Genomic DNA, 20,358 nt, shown 5'->3' with positions numbered 1-20,358 from the left:
ACCCGTGCGGCGCCTTGTCCGGGCACGGGATTTGGGAATGGACGACCCGGGGGACGGCCCGAGACGAACAGGGGGGTCCGGGGGGACGAGGTCCCCCCGGGAGCTCACCGGTCGGAGCCCCGAAGGGTCACGTGCCGGTCAGGTGCTCGGGCCGCACCGGTGTGCGGTCGAGCTCCAGCCCGGTCGCGTTCCGGATCGCCGCGAGGACGGCCGGGGTGGACGACAGGGTCGGAGCCTCGCCGATGCCGCGCAGCCCGTACGGGGCGTGCTCGTCGGCGAGTTCGAGCACGTCGACCGGGATGGTCGGCGTGTCGAGGATGGTGGGGATCAGGTAGTCCGTGAAGGAGGGGTTCCTGACCTTCGCGGTCTTCGGGTCCACGATGATCTCCTCCATCACGGCCACGCCCAGGCCCTGCGTCGTACCGCCCTGGATCTGGCCGATGACGGAGAGCGGGTTGAGCGCCTTGCCGACGTCCTGGGCGCAGGCCAGTTCGATCACCTTGACCAGGCCGAGTTCGGTGTCGACCTCGACGACCGCGCGGTGGGCGGCGAAGGAGTACTGGACGTGTCCGTTGCCCTGGCCGGTGCGCAGGTCGAAGGGCTCGGTCGGCCGGTGCCGCCACTCCTTCTCGACCTCCACGGCCTCGTCCTCCAGGACGTCGGCCAGGTCCGCGAGGACCTCGCCGCCGTCGGTGACGACCTTGCCGCCCTCCAGCAGCAGCTCCGCCGTGGCCCACGCGGGGTGGTAGGAGCCGAACTTGCGCCGGCCGATCTCCAGGACCCTCTCGCGGACCAGCTCGCAGGCGTTCTTCACGGCACCGCCGGTGACGTACGTCTGCCGGGAGGCCGAGGTCGAACCGGCCGAACCCACCTGGGTGTCCGCCGGGTGGATGGTCACCTGCGCAACGCCCAGCTCGGTGCGGGCGATCTGCGCGTGGACGGTGACTCCGCCCTGGCCCACCTCCGCCATCGCGGTGTGCACGGTGGCGACCGGCTCACCGCCCACGACCTCCATGCGCACCTTGGCGGTGGAGTAGTCGTCGAAGCCCTCGGAGAAGCCGACGTTCTTGATGCCGACCGCGTAGCCGACCCCGCGTACGACGCCCTCGCCGTGCGTGGTGTTGGACAGGCCGCCGGGCAGCTGCCGTACGTCGGCGCCCTCGCTGGACTCCCACTGGCGCTCCGGCGGCATGGGCATCGCCTTGACGCGGCGCAGGAGTTCGGCGACCGGGGCCGGGGAGTCGACGGGCTGCCCGGTCGGCATGAGGGTGCCCTGCTCCATCGCGTTGAGCTGCCGGAACTCCACCGGGTCCATGCCGAGTTCCTTCGCCAGCTTGTCCATCTGCGCCTCGTAGGCGAAGCACGCCTGGACCGCGCCGAAGCCGCGCATGGCACCGCAGGGCGGGTTGTTGGTGTAGAGGGCGATGGCCTCGATGTCGACGTCGTCGATCACGTACGGGCCGACGCTCAGCGAGGAGGCGTTGCCGACGACCGCCGGGGACGCGGAGGCGTAGGCGCCGCCGTCCAGGACGATCCGGCACTTCATGTGGGTCAGCTTGCCGTCGCGCGTGGCCCCGTGCTCGTAGTGGAGCTTCGCCGGGTGGCGGTGGACGTGCCCGAAGAAGGACTCGAACCGGTTGTAGACGATCTTCACCGGCTTGCCGGTGCGCAGCGCCAGCAGACAGGCGTGGATCTGCATCGACAGGTCCTCGCGGCCGCCGAACGCGCCGCCGACACCGGCCAGCGTCATGCGCACCTTGTCCTCGGGCAGGCCGAGGACGGGCGCCATCTGGCGCAGGTCGGAGTGGAGCCACTGGGTGGCGATGTAGAGGTGGACGCCGCCGTCCTCCTCGGGCACGGCGAGGCCGGACTCGGGGCCGAGGAAGGCCTGGTCCTGCATGCCGAAGGTGTACTCGCCCGTCACGATCACGTCCGCGCGCCTGCGCGCCTCCTCCACGTCGCCGCGGACGATCGGCTGGCGGTGCACGATGTTCGGGTGCGGGACGTGCCCGGCGTGGTGGTCGTCGCGGTTCTCGTGGACGAGGATCGCGTCCGGGGCGGTCGCGGAGGCCTCGTCGGTGATGACGGGCAGCTCCTTGTAGTCCACCTTGATCTTGGCGGCGGCGCGGCGGGCCGTCTCCGGGTGGTCGGCGGCGACGATCGCGACCGGTTCGCCGTGGTGGCGCACCTTGCCGTGCGCGAGGACCGGGGTGTCCTGGATCTCCAGGCCGTAGTTCCGCACGTCGGTGGGCAGGTCGTCGTACGTCATGACGGCGTACACGCCCGGCATCGCGAGGGCCTCGGCGGTGTCGATGGAGAGGATCTCGGCGTGCGCGACGGTGGAGCGCAGGATCTGGCCCCACAGCATGTCCTCGTGCCACATGTCGGACGAGTACGCGAACTCCCCGGTGACCTTGAGGGTGCCGTCCGGGCGGAGCGTGGACTCCCCGATGCCGCCCTTGGTCTGCGAACCCTGGGTGATCTTGGTGGGTGCACCGTTGGCCGGCATGCTCAGACCCCCTCGGACTGCCGTGCGGCCGCCAGGCGGACCGCGTCCATGATCTTCTCGTAGCCCGTGCAGCGGCACAGGTTGCCCGACAGCGCCTCCCGGATGTCGGCGTCGGTCGGGTTCGGGTTGCGTTCCAGCATCTCGTCGGCGGCGACGAGCAGGCCCGGGGTGCAGAAGCCGCACTGGACGGCGCCGGCGTCGATGAACGCCTGCTGGACTGGGGAGAGTTCGGTGCCCTCGCCGGTCTGCGAGTCGGCGCCCCTGGCCTGCCATCCCCTGGCCTCGTCCAGGCTCGTGCCACCGCGGGCACCCGTCCCGCAGGAGCGCTGCCGGGCGTAGTCCGCGAGCCCCTCCACGGTCACGACCTCGCGGCCCTCGGCCTGGCCGGCCGCGACCAGGCAGGCGCACACGGGCACGCCGTCGAGGCGGACCGTGCAGGAACCGCACTCGCCCTGCTCACAGGCGTTCTTGGAGCCCGGCAGGCCGAGCCGCTCGCGCAGCACGTACAGCAGGGACTCACCCTCCCAGACGTCGTCGGCCTCCTGCGGACGTCCGTTGACGGTGAAGTTGACGCGCATCACGCAGCTCCCTCGGTGGCGCGGCGGGCGCCGCGGTACGACTCCCAGGTCCAGGTCAGCGTCCGGCGGGCCATCACGCCGACCGCGTGCCGGCGGTAGCTCGCGGTGCCCCGGACGTCGTCGATCGGGTTGCAGGCGGCGGAGCACAGGTCCGCGAACCGCTTGGCGACCGACGGGGTGATGATCTTTCCGTTGTCCCAGAAACCGCCCTCCTCCAGGGCCGCGTTCAGGAACTCCTCGGCGGTCTTGGCCCGCACCGGGGTGGGGGCGGCGGAGCCGATGCCGGTGCGCACGGTCCGGGTCTCCGGGTGCAGGGCGAGCCCGAAGGCGCACACGGCGATGACCATGGCGTTGCGGGTGCCGACCTTCGAGTACTGCTGCGGGCCGTCGGCCTTCTTGATGTGCACCGCCCGGATCAGCTCGTCGGGCTGGAGCGCGTTGCGCTTGACGCCCGTGTAGAACGCGTCGATCGGGACGAGGCGGGTGCCCCGGGCCGCCGACGCCACCTCGACCTCGGCGCCGGCCGCGAGGAGGGCGGGGTGGGCGTCACCGGCGGGCGAGGCAGTGCCGAGGTTGCCGCCGACGCCGCCGCGGTTGCGGATCTGCGGGGAGGCGACCGTGTGCGAGGCGAGCGCGAGGCCCGGCAGCTCGGCACGGAGGTTCTCCATGATCGCGGTGTACGGGACGGAGGCACCCAGCCGTACGGTGTCCTCGCCGACCTCCCACTCGTAGAGGTCGCCGACGCGGTTCAGGTCGAGGAGGTACTCGGGCCGGCGGTGATCGAAGTTGATCTCGACCATCACATCGGTGCCACCCGCAATCGGCACAGCGGTGGGGTGCTCGGCCTTAGCGGCGAGCGCCTCCTCCCAGCTGGCGGGGCGAAGGAAGTCCATGACCGGCTCTCTTCTTCGTCTCAGTGCTGTTGAGGTCGTGCAGATTGAGCCAATCCGTGTGCGGCGGGCCCGGCTCGTTCATGTGCTGTTAACGCGGAGTGGACTCAGTACACCGTCCTGTGCTCCGACGGGGTCAGTCACCGAAACCATGAAGGAGTTCGCTGGCCAGCACGAGCATCTTGTAGATTCGTATGAACGGAGGTCATCGCTAACCTCTCCGTTTTCCCGGGGAAACGCGGGTGACGGCACGGCGACCCCGGACTCCGGCCGGTGCGGCCCCTCACCGGACCACTTCCCGGCACTCCTCCAAGATCCATCGTAGGTTTCGAGACAAAGAACGGCGGCGACGAGATGCGGCTGCGCGCACTGCTGGACACCGACGCGCTGGGCCTGCGGCTGCTCGGCGGCGAGGACGAGCTGGACCGCGCGGTGCGCGGGGTCATGACCACCGACCTGCGCGACCCGAGCCGCTACCTCTCCGGCGGTGAACTGGTGCTCACCGGCCTGGCCTGGCGCCGGGACGCCGCCGACTCCGAGCCCTTCGTACGGATCCTGGTGCAGGCCGGGGTGGCCGCCCTCGCGGCCGGCGAGGCCGAGCTCGGAGATGTGCCGGACGACCTGGTGCTGGCCTGCGCGAAGCACCGGCTGCCGCTGTTCGCGGTGCACGAGTCGGTGGCGTTCGCGACGATCACCGAGCACGTGGTCCGGCAGGTGTCCGGCGAGCGCGCCGGGGACCTGGCGGCCGTCGTGGACCGGCACCGCCGGATGATGACCTCGGGCCCGGCCGGCGGCGGCCCGGACGTCGTCCTGGACCTGCTCGGCTCCGATCTCGACCTGCGCGCCTGGGTGCTCTCCCCCACCGGCCGGATGATCGCCGGCTCCAAGGTGGCGGGCCCGGCGCTGCCCGCCGAGACCTGCGCCCGGCTCGCCGCCGAGCACCTGGCGGCCACCCGCACCGGCCGCCGCGGCCCGCACCGCGTCCAGGTGCACGGCACCACCTACTCCCTCTTCCCGGTCCGCTCCTCGGGCCGCTCCCCGCAGGCCGCCCGCGATGTCCGCGAGACGGTCCTGTCGGACTGGCTGCTGGCCGTCGAGGCGGACGCGGGCGACTGGCCCGGTGAGCGTCTGGACCTGCTCCAGGGCGTGACCCAGCTGATCGCCGTCGAGCGGGACCGCCGGGACGCGGCCCGCACGGTCCGCCGCCGCCTCGCCCAGGAGGTGCTGGAGCTGGTGCAGACGGGCGCCGCGCCCGCCGAGATCGCCGCCCGCCTCCGGGTGGCGGCCCCGGTGCTGCTGCCCGGGCTCGGGGCGGCCCCGCACTGGCAGGTCGTGGTGGCCCGGGTGGAGTGGGAGGGCGGCGAGGTCGAGGGCGGCCCGGTCGCCCAGTCCCTGCTGGAGGAGGTGCTGGTCGACCCGCTGGCCACCGGTCCCGAGCCCTCCGACCGCATAGCCGTCGCGCACACCGGCGACGAGGCCGTCGCCCTGGTGCCACTGCCCGCGGTCGCCGCCGAGCACGACGGCTCGGAGACCGGCCTGCTCGCCGACGCCCTGCTGCGGTCGGTGCGCGAGCCGCTGTCGGCGGGCCTGGACGACGACGGCCGGCTCACCCTCGGGGTCAGCGCGGCCGTGCACTCGGCGGAGGGCCTGCGCGGCGCCCTGGAGGAGGCCCGGCACGCCCGCCGGGTCGCCGCCGCCCGCTCCGGCCGGGTCTGCGCGGCCGGCCACCAGGAGCTGGCGTCGCACGTCCTGCTGCTCCCGTTCGTCCCGGACGACGTCCGGCGCGCCTTCACGGCCCGCCTGCTGGACCCGCTGAAGGAGTACGACCGCCGGCACCGGGCCGAGCTGATCCCGACCCTGGAGGCGTTCCTCGACTCCGACGGCTCCTGGACGCGCTGCGCCACCCGTCTGCACCTGCACGTCAACACGCTGCGCTACCGGGTCGGCCGCATCGAGCAGTTGACGGGACGGGACCTGTCCCGCCTGGAGGACAAGCTGGACTTCTTCCTGGCCCTGCGCATGAGCTGAGGTCAGCGGGGCGTGCGGCGGCCGGACGAGGTCACGCCCGCACCCCACTACTTTGTGAAATCTTTCACCCACCCTCTTGGCCGGGCCCCGCGATTGGTGCTGGAATGCCGCCACCACTCAACAGCTCGATGGCGTGCTCGGGGAGGGCAACGTGGCGCATACCGCCATGTCTGGTAACGGAACCACCGGTGACGATCCGCTCCAGACCGCGGTATGGCGGTTGCGCAGCCGGGCCTGCTGGGCCGACGCGGCGGCCCTGCTGCCCGCCGACCGCCCAGCCCCGGCGTTGCAGCGGGCCGCCCTGCTGGCCGAACGGTGCCTGTACACCGAGCGGGGCTGGGAGGAGGCGGAGGACGCGCTGCGAACGGCGGAGGCGGTGGCGCACAGCGACGAGGAGCGGGGGGCCGCCGCGTGCGAGCGGGGCTACCTCGCGTACGCCGCCACGCTGCTCGGCGTGCGCGACCGGGCCGACGAGGCGCGGGCCGCGCTGGGCCGGGCGGCTGCGCTGATCCCGCCGGGGGCCTCCGGGCGGGCCCTGCTGGACTTCCGGCGCGGGCTGGTGGCGCAGAACCTGGCCGGCGCCCCGCAGGCGGCCCGCGCCGCGTTCCGCCGGGCGCACGCTGCCGCCGCGGCCGACGCCGACCCGTTGCTGCTCTCCTTCACCTGGCGCCACCTGGCGGGACTCGCCCTGCGGGACGGTGAGTTGGCGGAAGCGCGGCACGGCTTCGCCGAATCCCTCCGCATCAGGGAGGAGTTGGGCTACCTGGTGGGCACGGCACCCGCGCTGGTCTCCCTGGCCGACACGGAGGAGGAACCGGAGGCGTCCCGACTGCGCGAGGAGGCGCGCCGTCTGTTCCGGCTGCTGGGGGGTGTGCCGACGTGGCTGGCACAGCAACTGGCGCCGCCCGCGCCGGGGGCGGCGACGGCCTAGAGACCGGGGGTGCGTTGCCGTCTGCGGGCCCGTGGTGCTCGACCAGCCACGACGGGCCCGCACCCGGCAGACGGCCCGCACCCCAGCGGCGGCACCCCGCGAAGACTCAGCCCGCGCCCGCGAAATGCCCGCCCACGAGCCCCCGCACCCGCTCCACGTCGCCGGAGGCAAGGGCGTCCAGCAGGGCGAGGTGCTCCGTCGCGTCGGCGAGCAGCTCGGGCCGTCCCCGCCGCACCGGGGGCCACTGGGACCGCCGGTGCAGGTCCTCGGCGATGCGGACCAGTTGCTCGTTGCCCGACAGGCCCAGCAGGGTCCGGTGGAAGGCCCGGTCGGACTCCGCGTACGTCGCCGGGCAGCCGGCGGCGGCCACCCGTACCGTCTCCTCCGCGAGCGGCCGCAGCTCGGCCCACCGCTCGGCGGGCACCGTCCGCGCGAGCCGCAGCATCACCGGTACCTCGATGAGCGCGCGCACCTCCGCCAGCTCGGCCAGCTCCCGGGCGCCCCGCTCGACCACCCGGAAGCCACGGTTGGGCACGACCTCGACGGCGCCCTCCAGCGCGAGCTGCTGCATGGCCTCCCGTACGGGCGTGGCCGAGACGCCGAAGCGTTCCCCGAGCACCGGCGCCGAGTAGACCTCGCCCGGCTTGAGGTCGCCGGTGACCAGCGCCGTGCGCAGCGCGTCCAGGATCTGCCCGCGCACCGAGGAGCGCTGCACCGCGGCCCGCGACTCCGGGACCGGCCACTCACCGTGGGTGTGCTCGCCCCGCGCCGCGTCCGGCACCGCGGCGTCCCGTTCCCGGCCCGGGTCGGCACCGGCCGCCGGCCGCTGCCGCTGCTGCGCGGGCACCCGGGCGGCGGCCGGCGCGCCCGGGGAGCCCTGCACGCCCTGCTTCACGGCTCCTCCTGGCAGCTTGTCGGCACTTGGGGTCATTAACGACGGGTTGTCGCTTGTCCGTCAAGCACCTTAGGCGCACCGGGCGACAGTTCAAACTCCGACAACTCCGGGTAAGGTAAGGCTTACCTGTGCAGCCCAGTCCGTGATCACGGACGCGTCCAAGGACCGGTGGTCCCGCCATGCCCGCTGCGGCCTCGCCGCTCACCGCCGCCTACGACCGCCTCGCCACGGCCTTCCCGGGCCTGACCGTGACCGAGCTGGGACCGGACGACCCGGCGCCCGCGGGCGGAGGCTGGACCGGCGCCGCCGGGCTCGCGGCGGGCGGCACGGAACTGGACTCCTTCCTCGCCCGGGACGCGGACCAGGTGGTGCGGGACTACGGCCGGCCCGCCCGCCCGGACGTCGTCGCGAGCTTCGGCCTGCACCGCTACGCCTGGCCGGCCTGCCTGCTGATCACCGTCCCCTGGTTCCTGCACCGCCGGGTGCCCCGGCTGCCCGTGACCCACGTCTGGTACGACCGCGCGGCCGGCCGGATGGCCGTACGGCCCCCCGTCTCCGTCGCCTGCCTGCCGGGCGACCCGGCCGCCGCGCTGCCCGGCACGGTCGTCGTGCCGGACGAGGAGGCGCTGCGGGCCGAGGTGCGGGCGGCCGTGGCCGGGCACCTGGAGCCGGTGCTCGGCGCCTTCGGGCCCCGGATGCGGCGACGCGGGCGTGCGCTGTGGGGCATGGCCACCGACGAGCTCGTGGAGGGGCTGTGGTACGTCGCCGGGCTGTTCGGTGAGCGGGAGGCGGCGCGGGCCGTACGGGAGCTGGAGCTGCTGCTGCCGGGGGCGACCCTGCCGTACGCCGGCTCCGCCGGGTTCCGGACGCTGACCGGGCCGGACGGCTCACCGCTGCCCACCCGGGACCGGGTGAGCTGCTGCATGTTCTACACCGTCCGCCCGGACGACACCTGCGCCACCTGCCCGCGTACCTGCGACAGCGATCGGATCGCCAAACTCACCACTGCCGCGGCCGCTTGAGGGGCGCTCAGGTCGGGAGCACACCCGTGGGTCCACTAGGATCACCGGCACAGGACCACCCGCCCTCGGCCCGGTTCACGGACTGGTGATTCACAACTTCCTCACCTGTCGCGGGAACTTTCCGAGGAACCACCCGTACGGGTAGTCTTATTCGAACTCAACTCCCGCCCCTCACGCGGCAGTTCGAGCAGAACGCCGTCCTGGGCATCCCCTTGCACCTTATTGGCGGCCTCTTGCCCCGAAACCCCCTGAGGGCCCTCGGGAGTGGGCCACTATGGCGGGCGTTACGCCCTATCCCAATGCAAGGGACCCCTGATGAGACTGACCGACATATCGCTGAACTGGTTGCTTCCGGGCGCCGTACTGCTCCTGGGCGTGCTGGCGGCGGTGGCGGTGCTCGCGCGCGGCAAGCGCTCCTCCGGGGAGAACGCGAGCGCGGACGACTCGTGGGAGCGCAGCGAGGAGCGCCGCAGGCGCAAGGAGGCCATCTACGGCACGGCCTCCTACGTACTGCTGTTCTGCTGTGCGGCGGTGGCGGCGGCCCTGTCCTTCCACGGCCTCGTCGGCTTCGGTGAGCAGAACCTCGGACTGACCGACGGCTGGCAGTACCTGGTGCCGTTCGGCCTGGACGGCGCGGCGATGTTCTGCTCCGTCCTCGCGGTCCGCGAGGCCAGCCACGGTGACGCGGCACTCGGTTCCCGGATACTGGTCTGGCTGTTCGCCGCGGCGGCGGCCTGGTTCAACTGGGTGCACGCGCCCCGGGGCGCCGGGCACGCCGGTGCGCCGCAGTTCTTCTCCGGCATGTCGCTGTCGGCGGCCGTACTGTTCGACCGGGCGTTGAAGCAGACCCGCCGGGCCGCGCTGCGCGAGCAGGGCCTGGTGCCCCGTCCGCTGCCGCAGATCCGGATCGTGCGCTGGGTGCGGGCGCCCCGCGAGACGTACAAGGCCTGGTCGCTGATGCTCCTGGAGGGCGTGCGCAGCCTCGACGAGGCCGTCGAGGAGGTCCGGGAGGACAAGCGGCAGAAGGAGGAGACCCGGCAGCGGCGGCGCGACCAGCAGCGTGTGGAGCGCGCCCAGCTGAAGGCGATCAGCCGGGGCCAGCGCGGCTTCGTCGGCCGGGGTGCCGGCCGCCAGGTCGAGGTGCAGGCCGTGGAGCGCGGCCCGGCTCCCGCGACCGCGGAGCCTGCCATATCGAGCGCGGAACCACTGCCCGTCCGCGCACGGCCCTCCCTGCAGCGGGTCCCCAGCGGGGGTGAGCCGGTGACCGTCGACCTCACCGCCGAGGACGACACCATGGCCCTGCCGCGGCTGGACTCCCTGGAGCGCAAGCTGAAGGACCTGGAGCAGCAGTTCGGCTGACAGCCGGCCCCGCGGTGCCACCGCGGTACGGGACGGGGGCGTGACCGCGCGGGTCACGCCCCCGTCCCGTTGCGCTCCGCCTCACGCCGCCTCGGCGCCGAGTTCGAACCACACCGACTTGCCCACCTCGTGCGGCCGTACGCCCCAGGCGTCGGCGAGGGACCGCACCAGCAGCAGGCCCCGGCCGTGGGTGTCGTCGTCCGTGTCCGGCACCCGCGGCTCGGGTCTGCGGGCCACGAAGTCGCGTACCTCCACGCGCAGTCCGCCGGGGTCCACGACGGCCGTGAGGACGGCGTCGTCGTCGGTGTGGACGAGCGCGTTGGTGACGAGTTCGCTGGTGAGCAGTTCGGCGATCTCCGAGCGGCCCGGTTTGCCCCAGTGCCGCAGCAGTTCGCGCAGCTCCCGGCGGGCCTCCGGCACCGCCCTGAGGTCCGCCCGGCCCAGCTCGCGCCGCAGCCGCCGCGCGTGTTCGGTGGTGGTGTCGGTCTCTTCCCCCGTTGTCGCCGAGAAGGCCCCTACCGTCACGGGACCGCCCCCTCGCGCCTGCCTCTTCATGACCCCCGCCCGCACGCCGCCGGTCCCTGCCCCTCCTGGTCGAACACGTTCACGGGGGGATGCTTGCCCAGCAGGCTCCCGGGCAGTCCTGGAGCGTGCCCGATGACCGGTGGTTCGGCCATATCCGCACCCCGCCCGGCCCGGCCGTCGGACACCGCCGCGGCCGGACCCCGCGCTCACCGGACGCCGCCGGACGCCACGGACGCCCCGGGACACCGGTCCGGCCGCGTCCGGCACCGGCTGACGTCACGTCGTCACGCCACGTGAAACTGGCCGAAATCACTCCCCTCAGAGCCGCGGTACGTTGCGCAGGTTCGAGCGGGCCATTTGGAGCATCCGGCCGACCCCGCCGTCCAGCACGATCTTGGAGGCGGACAGCGCGAACCCGGTCACCATCTCGGCGCTGATCTTCGGCGGGATGGACAGGGCGTTGGGGTCGGTGACGACGTCGACCAGGGCCGGCCCCTTGTGCCGGAAGGCGTCCCTGAGGGCCCCGGCGAGCTGCTTCGGCTTCTCCACGCTCACGCCGTACGCGCCGCAGGCCCGGGCGACGGCGGCGAAGTCGGGGTTGGTGTTGGTGGTGCCGTACGAGGGCAGCCCGGCGACCAGCATCTCCAGCTCCACCATGCCCAGCGAGGAGTTGTTGAACAGCACCACCTTGACCGGCAGGTCGTACTGCACGAGGGTCAGGAAGTCCCCCATCAGCATGGAGAACCCGCCGTCCCCGGCCATGGCGACCACCTGCCGGCGCCGGTCGGTGAACTGGGCGCCGATCGCCATCGGCAGCGCGTTGGCCATCGACCCGTGCGAGAAGGAACCGATGATCCGGCGGCGGCCGTTGGGCGAGACGTACCGGGCGGCCCAGACGTTGCACATCCCGGTGTCCACGGTGAACACGGTGTCCTCGCCGGCGACTTCGTCCAGTACGGCGGCCACGTACTCGGGATGGATCGGGATGTGCTTGTCGACCTTCCGGGTGTACGCCTTGACCACGCCCTCCAGCGCGTCGGCGTGCCTCTTGAGCATCCGGTCGAGGAAGCGCCGGTCCGTCTTCTCCCTGACGCGCGGGACCAGGCACCGCAGCGTCTCGCGGACGTCGCCCCACACGGCCAGGTCGAGCCGGGAGCGGCGGCCGAGCACCTCGGGCCGTACGTCGATCTGCGCGATCCGCACGTCGTCCGGCAGGAACGCGTTGTACGGGAAGTCGGTGCCGATCAGGATCAGCAGATCGCACTCGTGGGTGGCCTCGTAGGCGGCGCCGTAGCCGAGCAGCCCGCTCATGCCGACGTCGTACGGGTTGTCGTACTGGATGAACTCCTTGCCGCGCAGCGCGTGCCCGACCGGCGACTTGATCCGCCCGGCGAACTCCATGACCTCGGCGTGGGCTCCGGCCGTGCCGCTCCCGCAGAACAGGGTGACTCTGTCGGCCTCGTCGATCATCTCCGCGAGCGCGTCGATCTCGGCGTCGCCCGGCCGCACGGTGGGCCGGGAGGTGACGAGCGCGCTCTGCGCCGCCTTCTCCGGGGCCGGTTCGGCGGCGATGTCGCCGGGCAGGGCCACCACGCTCACCCCGCTGCGGCCGACCGCGTGCTGGATGGCGGTCTGCAGCAGCCGGGGCATCTGCTTCGGGCTGGAGATCAGCTCGCAGTAGTGGCTGCACTCCTGGAACAGCCGTTCCGGATGGGTCTCCTGGAAGTAACCGAGGCCGATCTCGCTCGACGGGATGTGCGAGGCGAGGGCCAGCACCGGGGCCATCGAGCGGTGGGCGTCGTACAGGCCGTTGATCAGGTGCAGGTTGCCCGGGCCGCAGGAGCCCGCGCAGGCGGCCAGCTTCCCGGTGATCTGGGCCTCGGCGCCGGCCGCGAAGGCGGCCGACTCCTCGTGGCGGACGTGGATCCAGTCGATGGCGGCGTTGCGGCGGACGGCGTCCACGACCGGGTTGAGGCTGTCGCCGACGACGCCGTACAGGCGCCGCACCCCGGCGCGGACGAGGATGTCGACGAACTGCTCGGCGACGTTCTGTTTGGCCATGGCGCGCGTCAGCCCCTTCGCTGTCCCGGGATACGGCCCTCCCGTTCCATCAATCCACAGGGGCGGTGGTTACGCCTCCCACACGGCCGCCGCCGTACGGTCGTCGGCGTAGCCCTTCACCCGTACCTGGGCGTCGGCGAGGAAGGCGGCGAGGCCCGGCGGGGTACGGCCCGACCAGCGGCGGGCCAGGTAGGCGCAGAGGGCGGGCTCGTCGCGCAGCGGGCCGGCCAGGCCCGCCGAGCACATCACCAGCGCATCACCCGGGCGGGCTACCGAGGCCCGGAACCGGAACGGCTCGCGGGGCGGCTCCGGGGCCGGCGCCGCGGGCTCGAACGGGCTCGGCGGGGCGGGGAGGCCGAGGTCCATCGTCAGCCGGTCGCCCTCGGGCGTCCGCTCCGGCGGCGAGCCGGGGCCGGCGACGGGTGCGCCGGTACCGTCCTCCGGCGCGACCTGCGGCTCGATGTCCTGCCAGACGTCGTCCCGCAACCGGAACAGCCCGCCGTCCCCGACGCCGAAGAACACGCGGGTACGGCAGTCGGGGTCGGCGGGCAGCAGCAGACAGCGCAGGCTCGCCGTGTACTCCCCGGGGTCCAGGCCCTGTTCGGCCGCGCTCGCGCGGAGCCTGCCGAGACTGCGGTCGGTCAGCCGGTGCAGACCCGACTTCAGGTCGCCGCGCCGGGCCGCGCGGATGTCCTCCACGAGCCGCTGGTGACTGCGGCCCACGGCCTGCCCGATCCAGCGGCACGCCTCGGCCGCCGCCAGGTGCGCGCCCGGCGCGGCCCGGGCACCGGTGGCCATCGCGACCAGGATCAGCGCCTGCTCTCCCGCCCCGAACCGGGCGGTGAGCAACGCGTCCCGGCGCGGCTCGCCCCGGTACCGGGCCGAGTCCCCGCGCAGCGAGACGGCCCGCAGGGTGCAGGCGCCGTAGCGGGCGCCGTCCAGCACGGTGTCCGCGACCAGCTCACCGAGCCCGTCCGGCTCGGCGACCGGAAGCGCGGTGGGCTCGGGGTCGTAGGTGGGGGGACCGGAACCGACGTAGCCGACGGAGGGGGGTGGGGAGGGCGGGGTGCTCTCGGACGGCGGGGTGCTCTCGGACGGCGGGGTGCTCTCGGTGGGCAGGGTGCTCACCGACGGTGGAGGGCCCTCCGCGGGCGGGGCGAACTCGGCGGGGAGCGCCAGGTCGGTGGGGAGGGCGGGTCCTGCCGGTGGCGGCGGCGCCGCACGCTGCGTCGGCACCGGCGCTGTCACGGGGGCCGGTTCCGGAGGCGCCGGCTCGGCTGGTCCGGGATCCACCGGTCCCGCGTCCACCGGTGCCGCGTCCGACGGTCCTCGTTCCACCGTGTCCGGCGGCCGTCCCCCCACCGCGTCGCGCGCCGAGGCGAAGCGGTCGTCCACGGAATCGGGCGCTGCCGTGGGACCCGTGTCCTCGGTGGAGTCGTCGTACAGCTGGCCCCACCAGTCGTCGTCGTGACGGGCGGGAGTTCCCCCCTGCTGGCTCATGCCCCTGATTGTCCACCGCACGGGCGGTGGGAAAACGGGGCATCGGGAAAATCCGGCGTATCGCCCCCGTCGAACGGCGTATCGGGTGAGCGGGTGAACTGCCGTACGAGCCACGGTTGGTGGCCGCCGGGCGGCCCCACCCCCCACGGGAGGACCGCCCGGCGACGTCCGGACCCACCTTGGCAGAGTCACCCCTGGTACGGCGATGATGTCGGCGGCGGGTTTGCGCCGTGGCCGGTTTCCGCCACGCCGCTCCGCTTCCGTCGGTTTGTGCACAGGGGAGGGACGCGGGGCGATGCTGGCAGCGCTGGGACTGGACGAGACGCACGAGGCCGCGTACCGGGCGCTGGTGTCCGTGGGAGCGGCCGACGTCACCGATCTGGCGCGGCGTCTGACGCTGGCCGAGCAGGACACCGAGCGGGCGCTGCGCCGGCTGGAGCGGCAGGGTCTCGCGGCCCAGTCCTCGGCGTGGCCGGGCCGCTGGGTGGCGGCTCCGCCCGGGGTGGCGCTGGGCGCGCTGCTCACCCAGCAGCGGCACGAACTGGAGAAGGCGGAGCTGGCGGCGGCGCTGCTCGCGGAGGAGTACCGGGCGGCGGCGGCCGAACCGGCGGTGCACGACCTGGTGGAGGTGGTGACCGGCGCCTCCGCGGTCGCGCAGCGCTTCCTCCAGCTCCAGCTCGGCGCGGCCGAGGAGGTGTGCGCGCTGGTGACCGGCAACCCGCTGGTCGTCTCCGGCATGGAGAACGACGCGGAGGAGCGGGCGACCGGGCGCGGGGTGCGCTACCGGGTGGTGGTGGAGCGGGCGGTGCTGGACCTGCCGCACGGGCTGACCGAGCTGACGGCGGCGCTCGGCCGGGACGAGCGGGTGCGGGTGGTGGACCGGGTGCCGACGAAGCTGGTGGTGGCCGACCGGTCGCTCGCGATGGTGCCGCTGACGTCGAGGACGTCGGAGCCGGCCGCGCTGGTGGTGCACGCCAGCGGGCTGCTGGAGCTGCTCGCCGGGCTGTTCGAGTCGGTGTGGCGGGAGGCGCTGCCGTTGCGGCTCGGCGCCGCCGGGGTGACCGAGGAGGAGCCGGACGGCCCGGACGCCACCGATCTGGAGGTGCTGTCGCTGCTGCTGGCCGGGCTGACCGACGCGAGCGTGGCCAAACAGCTGGACCTGGGGCTGCGGACGGTGCAGCGCCGGGTACGACGCCTGATGGAACTGGCCGGGGTGACGACCCGCCTCCAACTGGGCTGGCACGCCTGCGAACGCGGCTGGGTGTCCCGCGAACCCGCCGACTGACCCCGGATGCGCCGGCGCAGCCGATCACCCACCGCTGGACATCCCCGCGAAACCGACGACTGACCCCACGCCGACGAAGCCGTTCACCGCCGGCTGGCCCTGGGCGCGCCGGCGCAGCCGTTCACCCGCCTGCTGGTCGTGCGAGCGGTGCCGCGTGGGTGACCGGCGCTGTGGTGTGGGCGCGGTCCGTCAGGTGGGCTGCGAGCGGCCCCCGGATCAGCACGCGGTGGACGGTGTCGGCCACGGCGGCCATGCCGGCGTCGTTGAAGTGCAGGTGGTCGCCGGGGTCGTAGGCGGGCAGGATGCGACCGGGGTCGTCCGGGTCCCGGACGGTCGCGTCCGCGTCGGCGACCGCGTCGAAGGCTCCGCCGTCCCGGATGAAGGCGTTCACCCGCTGCCGTACCGCCTCGCCGGCGGCGGTCCAGGCGGGGTACCCGCCGTAGGGGGTGAGGGTGACGCCGACGACCCGGACACCGCGGGCGTGGGCGCGGGTCACCACGGCGCGGTAGGCGTCGGCGAAGGCGGTGGCGTCGTTCGCCTCCGGGGTGCCCTTGATGTCGTTGATGCCCTCGAAGACGACCAGGACCCGCACCCCGGTCCGGTCCAGCGCGTCCGCGTCCAGGCGGGCGAGAGCGCTCGGTCCGGCGCCGTCCAGCAGCAGGCGGTTGCCGGCGATGCCCGCGTTGAGGACGCCGAGCCGCCGCTCGCGCAGCCGCTGGGCGAGCCGGTCGGGCCAGCGGCGGTTGGTGTCGGGGGTGGAGCCGTTGCCGTCGGTGAGCGAGTCCCCGAACGCGACGACACTGCCGGCGGCGGGCCCGCGGACGTCGACGCCGGTGACGTAGTACCAGCGGCTGGTGGTCGCCGTGTACGCGCTGCCGTCCTCGTCGGTGGCCCGGCCGGCGCCCACCGGGGCCACATAGCTGGTCTGGAGGGCGGTGCGGTGGTAGGTGGCGGGCCCGGAGTTCTCCGGCGTGTACACGGTGACGAGCAGGTCGGCTCCGGCCGGGACCCGCAGCGGCACCGGGTCGGTGACCGCGTCCGCGCCCGGTGGGACGGTCAGCTCCGTGGCGCTGCGGAAGGTGGCGGTGCGCAGGGTGCCGGGTACGGCCTCGGGGCCGGCCGCCCGGCTCAGCGCGACGGTGACCGCGCCGAGGCGCAGGGGCGTGGTGCCGAGCCGGTTGCTGAGCCGGACGCGGACCGCGCTGCCGCCGACGCTGAGGTGGACGACGTTGCGGACGGCGGCACCGGGCAGCGCGGCGGCGGTGCCGGAGGGCGCGGTCTCCCAGCTGCCGGTCCAGGGCGGCGGGGCCGGTTCGGCGACGGCCGGTGCCGTCAGGCCCGGCAGCAGCGCCGGGAGGAGGACCGCGAGGACCCGTACGACCTTGGCCATGTGTGCCCGCCCTTCCCCGTCGGCCGTCGGAGGCGACCGTGCCACACGGGCGGGCCGCGCCGCCGGAGCATCGACGGGGGTCCACCCGCTCGGCCCAACGGGCGCACCGGGGGGCCACGGGACGGGCGGCGCGTCAGGGGAGCACGCCCTCCAGGGTGAGCAGCCGGACCTTGCGCTCAAGTCCCCCCGCGTATCCGGTCATCGATCCGTTCGCGCCGATCACCCGGTGGCAAGGGCGCACGATGAGCAGCGGGTTGGCCCCGATCGCCCCGCCGACGGCGCGAACGGCGGCGCGGGGCGCGCCGATCCGGGCGGCGATCTCACCGTAGGTGGTGGTGGCGCCGTACGGCAGCTCGTCCAGCGCGGCCCAGACCCGCTGCCGGAACTCGGTGCCGGTCACCCGGAACGGCAGCCGGAACTCCTTCAGTTCCCCGGCGAAGTAGGCGGCGAGCTGGTCGGCGGCCGCGCGGAACGGACCGGGGTCGTGCCGCCAGCCGTCCAGGACGGTCCGGCCGCCCTTCTGCCCGGGCACGGACAGGGAGGTCAGCGCGCCGTCCGCGTCGGCGGTGAGCAGCAGCCGCCCGACGGGGGCGTCCAGGTGGGTGCAGTAGACGGTGGTCATCGGAGCGGCTTCCTCGGCTCGGCGGTCAGGGGACGGGCGGACGGTTTCGGTGTTCGGGCAGGCGGTCACCGGATCGGCTCCCCCGCCACCCGCAGGTGCTGGACGGCGTACGACCGCCAGGGCCGCCAGGCGTCGGGGACGTCGGCGCCGGGCGGGGCGACATCGGGATCGCCGAGGGCGCGGACGCGGAGGGTGGCGACGGTGGCCGGGTCCATGCCGGGCAGGGCGAGCAGGGCCTCCTCGGCGTCGTGCCGGTCGGCACCCGGGTCCAGCCGTACGGTGCCGTCGGCGAGGGCGGCGGCGAGCGCGCCGAGCGGGCCGCCGGGCTCGGCCTCGGCGAGGACGGCGGGCTCCGGGAAGAGGTGGGTCAGGCCGCCGTGGGGCGCGTCGAGCACCTTGCCGTACCGGCGTACCAGTTCCCCGGCGCCATGGGTGCCGGCGAGGGTGCGTACGGCGGGCTCCAGTGGGTCCACGGCGCCGGGCGAGCGCAGTCCGGGCCGGGCGGCGACCAGCGGGGCGAGCCGGGGGTCGGCGCCGAGCCGTTCGTCGACGGCGTAGGGGTCGGCGTCCAGGTCGAACAGCCGGCGCAGCCGCTGCACGGCGGTGGTGAGGTCCCGGGGGTCGGTGAGGTGCAGCCGGGCGTCGAGCCAGCCGCCAGGGCGGGTGCCGGTGCCGGTCCGCGGGGTGCGGGCGCGTTCCTGGACGGCGGCGAGGCCGGTGCCGTACGGCAGGCGCAGGGTGCGCCGGTAGGTGCGGGCGCCGGGGGCGCCGGTCACCTCCTCGACGCCCGGTACGGCCTCCCGGGCGAGCTGGTCGAAGACGGCGGCGGACTGGTAGGGGCCGCGGTGGGCGAGCCGGAGCGGGATGCCGGCGCCGGGTGCGGCCCGGCGGTCGGCCCGGTTCCGGGGTGCGGCGGCGCGCACCTCGGTGGGGGTCGCGGCGTACACCTCGCGGATGGTGTCGTTGAACTGCCGCACGCTGGCGAACCCGGACGCGAACGCGATCTCGGTGACCGGCAGGCCGGTGGTCTGGAGCAGCACCCGCGCGGTGTGCGCCCGCTGGGCCCGGGCGAGCGCCACGGGCCCGGCGCCCAGCTCGGCGGTGAGCTGTCGCTGGACCTGCCGGGCGCTGTAGCCGAGCCGTGCGGCGAGCCCGGCGACGCCTTCGCGGTCCACGACGCCGTCGGCGATCAGGCGCATGGCCCGGCCGACGACGTCCGCGCGGACGTTCCACTCCGCCGAGCCCGGCACGGCGTCCGGCCGGCACCGCCGGCAGGCCCGGAACCCGGAGCCCTGCGCGGCGGCGGCCGTCGCGAAGAACCGTACGTTGCGCCGTTTCGGCGTCACGGCCGGGCAGCTGGGCCGGCAGTAGATGCCGGTGGTCTCGACGGCGAAGAAGAACACCCCGTCGAACCGGCCGTCCCGGCTGCGCACCGCCTCGTACCTGCTGTCTTCGTCCTTCACATCGTCCAGTGTGGGGCGGGGACGGGTGACCGGCCAGCGGAAATCGGACGTGGAGCTGACGGGCACGGCCGGTGGATTTCTACGACCACCGGCCCCGCTTCGCCTCCATCGCGGCCTTCCCCTCGGCCCCCTTCCGCTTCCAGTCCCTCTTGATCTCGGCCCGGAGCCGCGCGTCGGTCTTGGCCACGATCCACTGGTTCTCCCGGAGCAGCTTCCGGTAGCTCTCCAGCCGCCGCTGCGGCAGCTCCCCGTTCTCCACGGCGGACCGCACCGCGCAGCCCGGCTCGGACTCGTGGGCGCAGTCGTGGAACCGGCACCGCTCGGCCAGCTCCTCGATCTCGGTGAACACCTGCCCGACGCCGGCCTCGGCGTCGAAGAGGCCGACGCCCCGCAGCCCGGGTGTGTCGATGAGCACCCCGCCGGAGGGCAGGGCGAGCAGGTTGCGGGTGGTCGTGGTGTGCCGCCCCTTGCCGTCGATGTCGCGGGCCGCCTGCACGTCCATGACGTCGGCGCCGACGAGCGCGTTGGCGAGGGTGGACTTGCCCGCGCCGGACTGGCCGAGCAGCACGCTCGTGCCGGAGCCGACGAGCGCGACGAGCACGTCGAGTCCGTCGCCGTGCAGGGCGCTGACGGTGAGGACGGGCACGCCGGGCGCGCTGGTCTCCACGTCCTGCACGAGGTGGGCCAGGGTGACCGGGTCCGGCACGAGGTCGGCCTTGGTGAGGACGACGACGGGCTGGGCGCCGGACTCCCAGGCGAGGGCGAGGAAGCGCTCGACGCGGCCCAGGTCGAGTTCGACGGCGAGGGACACGGCGACGACGGCGTGGTCGACGTTGGCGGCGAGGATCTGCCCCTCGGACCGCTTGGAGGAGGTGGAGCGGACGAAGGCGGTGCGGCGCGGCAGGTAGGCGCGCACGTACCGGGGGTCGCCGCCGGGGTCGACGGCGACCCAGTCCCCCGTGCACACGACCTTCATCGGGTCGCGGGGCACGACGAACTCGGTGTCGGCGCGGACGGTCCCGTCCGCGGTGACGATGTCGCACTGTCCCCGGTCGACCCGGACGACCCGTCCGGGCAGCAGCCCGTCGGCCTCGAACGGGGCGAACGCCTCGGCCCAGGCCTCGTCCCAGCCGTAGGGAGCCAGTGCGGAGAAAGCAGCGGAGGTGGAAGTCAAGGGAGACCCTTCACAAGGGTGGCCCCGGGCGGGCGCGTACGGTGCGCGGTCGGTTCAGCCGGTGGCCACGGAGGTGGACTTGATGAGTTCCTGGATGAGGGCAGCGCCCAGCACAGTGACAGCCAT

16 protein-coding genes are annotated in these 20,358 nt (G+C 74.1%); 5 read left to right on the top strand and 11 right to left on the bottom strand.

All coding sequences use genetic code 11. The annotated features are described in order from the left end of the window. Nucleotides 1–127: 127 nt before the first annotated feature. The 3 genes from ACH4LD_RS06410 to ACH4LD_RS06400 are packed head-to-tail and all read right to left on the bottom strand — an operon-like array spanning nt 128 to nt 3,980. Entirely contained in the window at nt 128–2,509 is a 2,382-nt protein-coding gene (locus ACH4LD_RS06410; RefSeq protein ID WP_398054278.1) for a xanthine dehydrogenase family protein molybdopterin-binding subunit, read from the bottom strand. Nucleotides 2,510–2,511: 2 nt separating this feature from the next. Continuing rightward, nucleotides 2,512–3,087 carry a (2Fe-2S)-binding protein gene (locus ACH4LD_RS06405; RefSeq protein WP_132783094.1) on the bottom strand — a complete coding sequence of 192 codons (576 nt, stop codon included), beginning with the start codon at nt 3,085–3,087 and terminating at the stop codon, nt 2,512–2,514. Beyond that, entirely contained in the window at nt 3,087–3,980 is an 894-nt protein-coding gene (locus ACH4LD_RS06400) for an FAD binding domain-containing protein (protein WP_132783095.1), read from the bottom strand. The genes ACH4LD_RS06405 and ACH4LD_RS06400 overlap by 1 nt, the downstream gene beginning before the upstream one ends. A gap of 351 nt (nt 3,981–4,331) precedes the next feature. Between ACH4LD_RS06400 and ACH4LD_RS06395 the strand changes: the two genes are divergently transcribed. Together ACH4LD_RS06395 and ACH4LD_RS06390 are read left to right on the top strand one after the other, a co-directional pair. Further along, entirely contained in the window at nt 4,332–6,005 is a 1,674-nt protein-coding gene (locus ACH4LD_RS06395; protein ID WP_398054279.1) for a PucR family transcriptional regulator, read from the top strand. Between the two features lie 166 nt (nt 6,006–6,171). After that, entirely contained in the window at nt 6,172–6,936 is a 765-nt protein-coding gene (locus ACH4LD_RS06390) for a hypothetical protein (RefSeq protein ID WP_207928195.1), read from the top strand. 106 nt (nt 6,937–7,042) lie between these two features. Here ACH4LD_RS06390 and ACH4LD_RS06385 read toward each other — a convergent pair whose 3' ends face one another. Then, complete coding sequence (locus ACH4LD_RS06385) at nt 7,043–7,831, bottom strand: GntR family transcriptional regulator (RefSeq protein WP_398054280.1); 789 nt, start codon at nt 7,829–7,831, stop codon at nt 7,043–7,045. A 179-nt stretch (nt 7,832–8,010) separates the two neighbouring features. On the opposite strand from ACH4LD_RS06385, the gene ACH4LD_RS06380 reads away from it, so the two are divergent. Together ACH4LD_RS06380 and ACH4LD_RS06375 are read left to right on the top strand one after the other, a co-directional pair. Continuing rightward, nucleotides 8,011–8,853, top strand: coding sequence for a (2Fe-2S)-binding protein (locus ACH4LD_RS06380; RefSeq protein WP_398054281.1), 843 nt, complete (start codon nt 8,011–8,013; stop codon nt 8,851–8,853). A gap of 315 nt (nt 8,854–9,168) precedes the next feature. Further along, complete coding sequence (locus tag ACH4LD_RS06375) at nt 9,169–10,212, top strand: DUF2637 domain-containing protein (protein ID WP_132783100.1); 1,044 nt, start codon at nt 9,169–9,171, stop codon at nt 10,210–10,212. 81 nt (nt 10,213–10,293) lie between these two features. On the opposite strand, the gene ACH4LD_RS06370 is transcribed toward ACH4LD_RS06375, so the two are convergent. The 3 genes from ACH4LD_RS06370 to ACH4LD_RS06360 form a co-directional block, all read right to left on the bottom strand. Beyond that, the gene (locus tag ACH4LD_RS06370) at nt 10,294–10,737 is read right to left on the bottom strand and encodes an ATP-binding protein (protein WP_132783101.1); all 444 of its coding nucleotides are present in this window, start codon (nt 10,735–10,737) and stop codon (nt 10,294–10,296) included. Nucleotides 10,738–11,055: 318 nt separating this feature from the next. Continuing rightward, complete coding sequence (locus ACH4LD_RS06365; protein WP_398054282.1) at nt 11,056–12,798, bottom strand: pyruvate dehydrogenase; 1,743 nt, start codon at nt 12,796–12,798, stop codon at nt 11,056–11,058. A 69-nt stretch (nt 12,799–12,867) separates the two neighbouring features. Next, entirely contained in the window at nt 12,868–14,298 is a 1,431-nt protein-coding gene (locus tag ACH4LD_RS06360) for a protein phosphatase 2C domain-containing protein (protein WP_398054283.1), read from the bottom strand. A gap of 295 nt (nt 14,299–14,593) precedes the next feature. Here ACH4LD_RS06360 and ACH4LD_RS06355 point away from each other — a divergent pair, with 295 nt between their 5' ends. After that, nucleotides 14,594–15,583, top strand: coding sequence for a helix-turn-helix domain-containing protein (locus tag ACH4LD_RS06355; RefSeq protein ID WP_398054284.1), 990 nt, complete (start codon nt 14,594–14,596; stop codon nt 15,581–15,583). A gap of 121 nt (nt 15,584–15,704) precedes the next feature. Here ACH4LD_RS06355 and ACH4LD_RS06350 read toward each other — a convergent pair whose 3' ends face one another. The 4 genes from ACH4LD_RS06350 to rsgA form a co-directional block, all read right to left on the bottom strand. Next, the gene (locus ACH4LD_RS06350; protein WP_398054285.1) at nt 15,705–16,973 is read right to left on the bottom strand and encodes an SGNH/GDSL hydrolase family protein; all 1,269 of its coding nucleotides are present in this window, start codon (nt 16,971–16,973) and stop codon (nt 15,705–15,707) included. A gap of 133 nt (nt 16,974–17,106) precedes the next feature. Further along, a complete protein-coding gene (locus ACH4LD_RS06345) occupies nt 17,107–17,595 on the bottom strand; it encodes a methylated-DNA--[protein]-cysteine S-methyltransferase (protein ID WP_132783107.1) in 489 nt (162 codons plus the stop codon). 65 nt (nt 17,596–17,660) lie between these two features. Further along, nucleotides 17,661–19,058: a DNA-3-methyladenine glycosylase 2 family protein gene (locus ACH4LD_RS06340; RefSeq protein ID WP_398054286.1), complete on the bottom strand. Its 1,398-nt coding sequence runs from the start codon at nt 19,056–19,058 to the stop codon at nt 17,661–17,663. A gap of 79 nt (nt 19,059–19,137) precedes the next feature. Continuing rightward, nucleotides 19,138–20,232 carry a ribosome small subunit-dependent GTPase A gene (gene rsgA, locus ACH4LD_RS06335; RefSeq protein ID WP_398054287.1) on the bottom strand — a complete coding sequence of 365 codons (1,095 nt, stop codon included), beginning with the start codon at nt 20,230–20,232 and terminating at the stop codon, nt 19,138–19,140. Nucleotides 20,233–20,358: the final 126 nt, after the last annotated feature.

The sequence above is a fragment of the Streptomyces sp. NPDC017676 genome, from assembly GCF_044329325.1.
Classification (GTDB): Bacteria; Actinomycetota; Actinomycetes; order Streptomycetales; family Streptomycetaceae; genus Streptomyces.
This window is presented reverse-complemented; position numbering and strand designations above follow the sequence as displayed.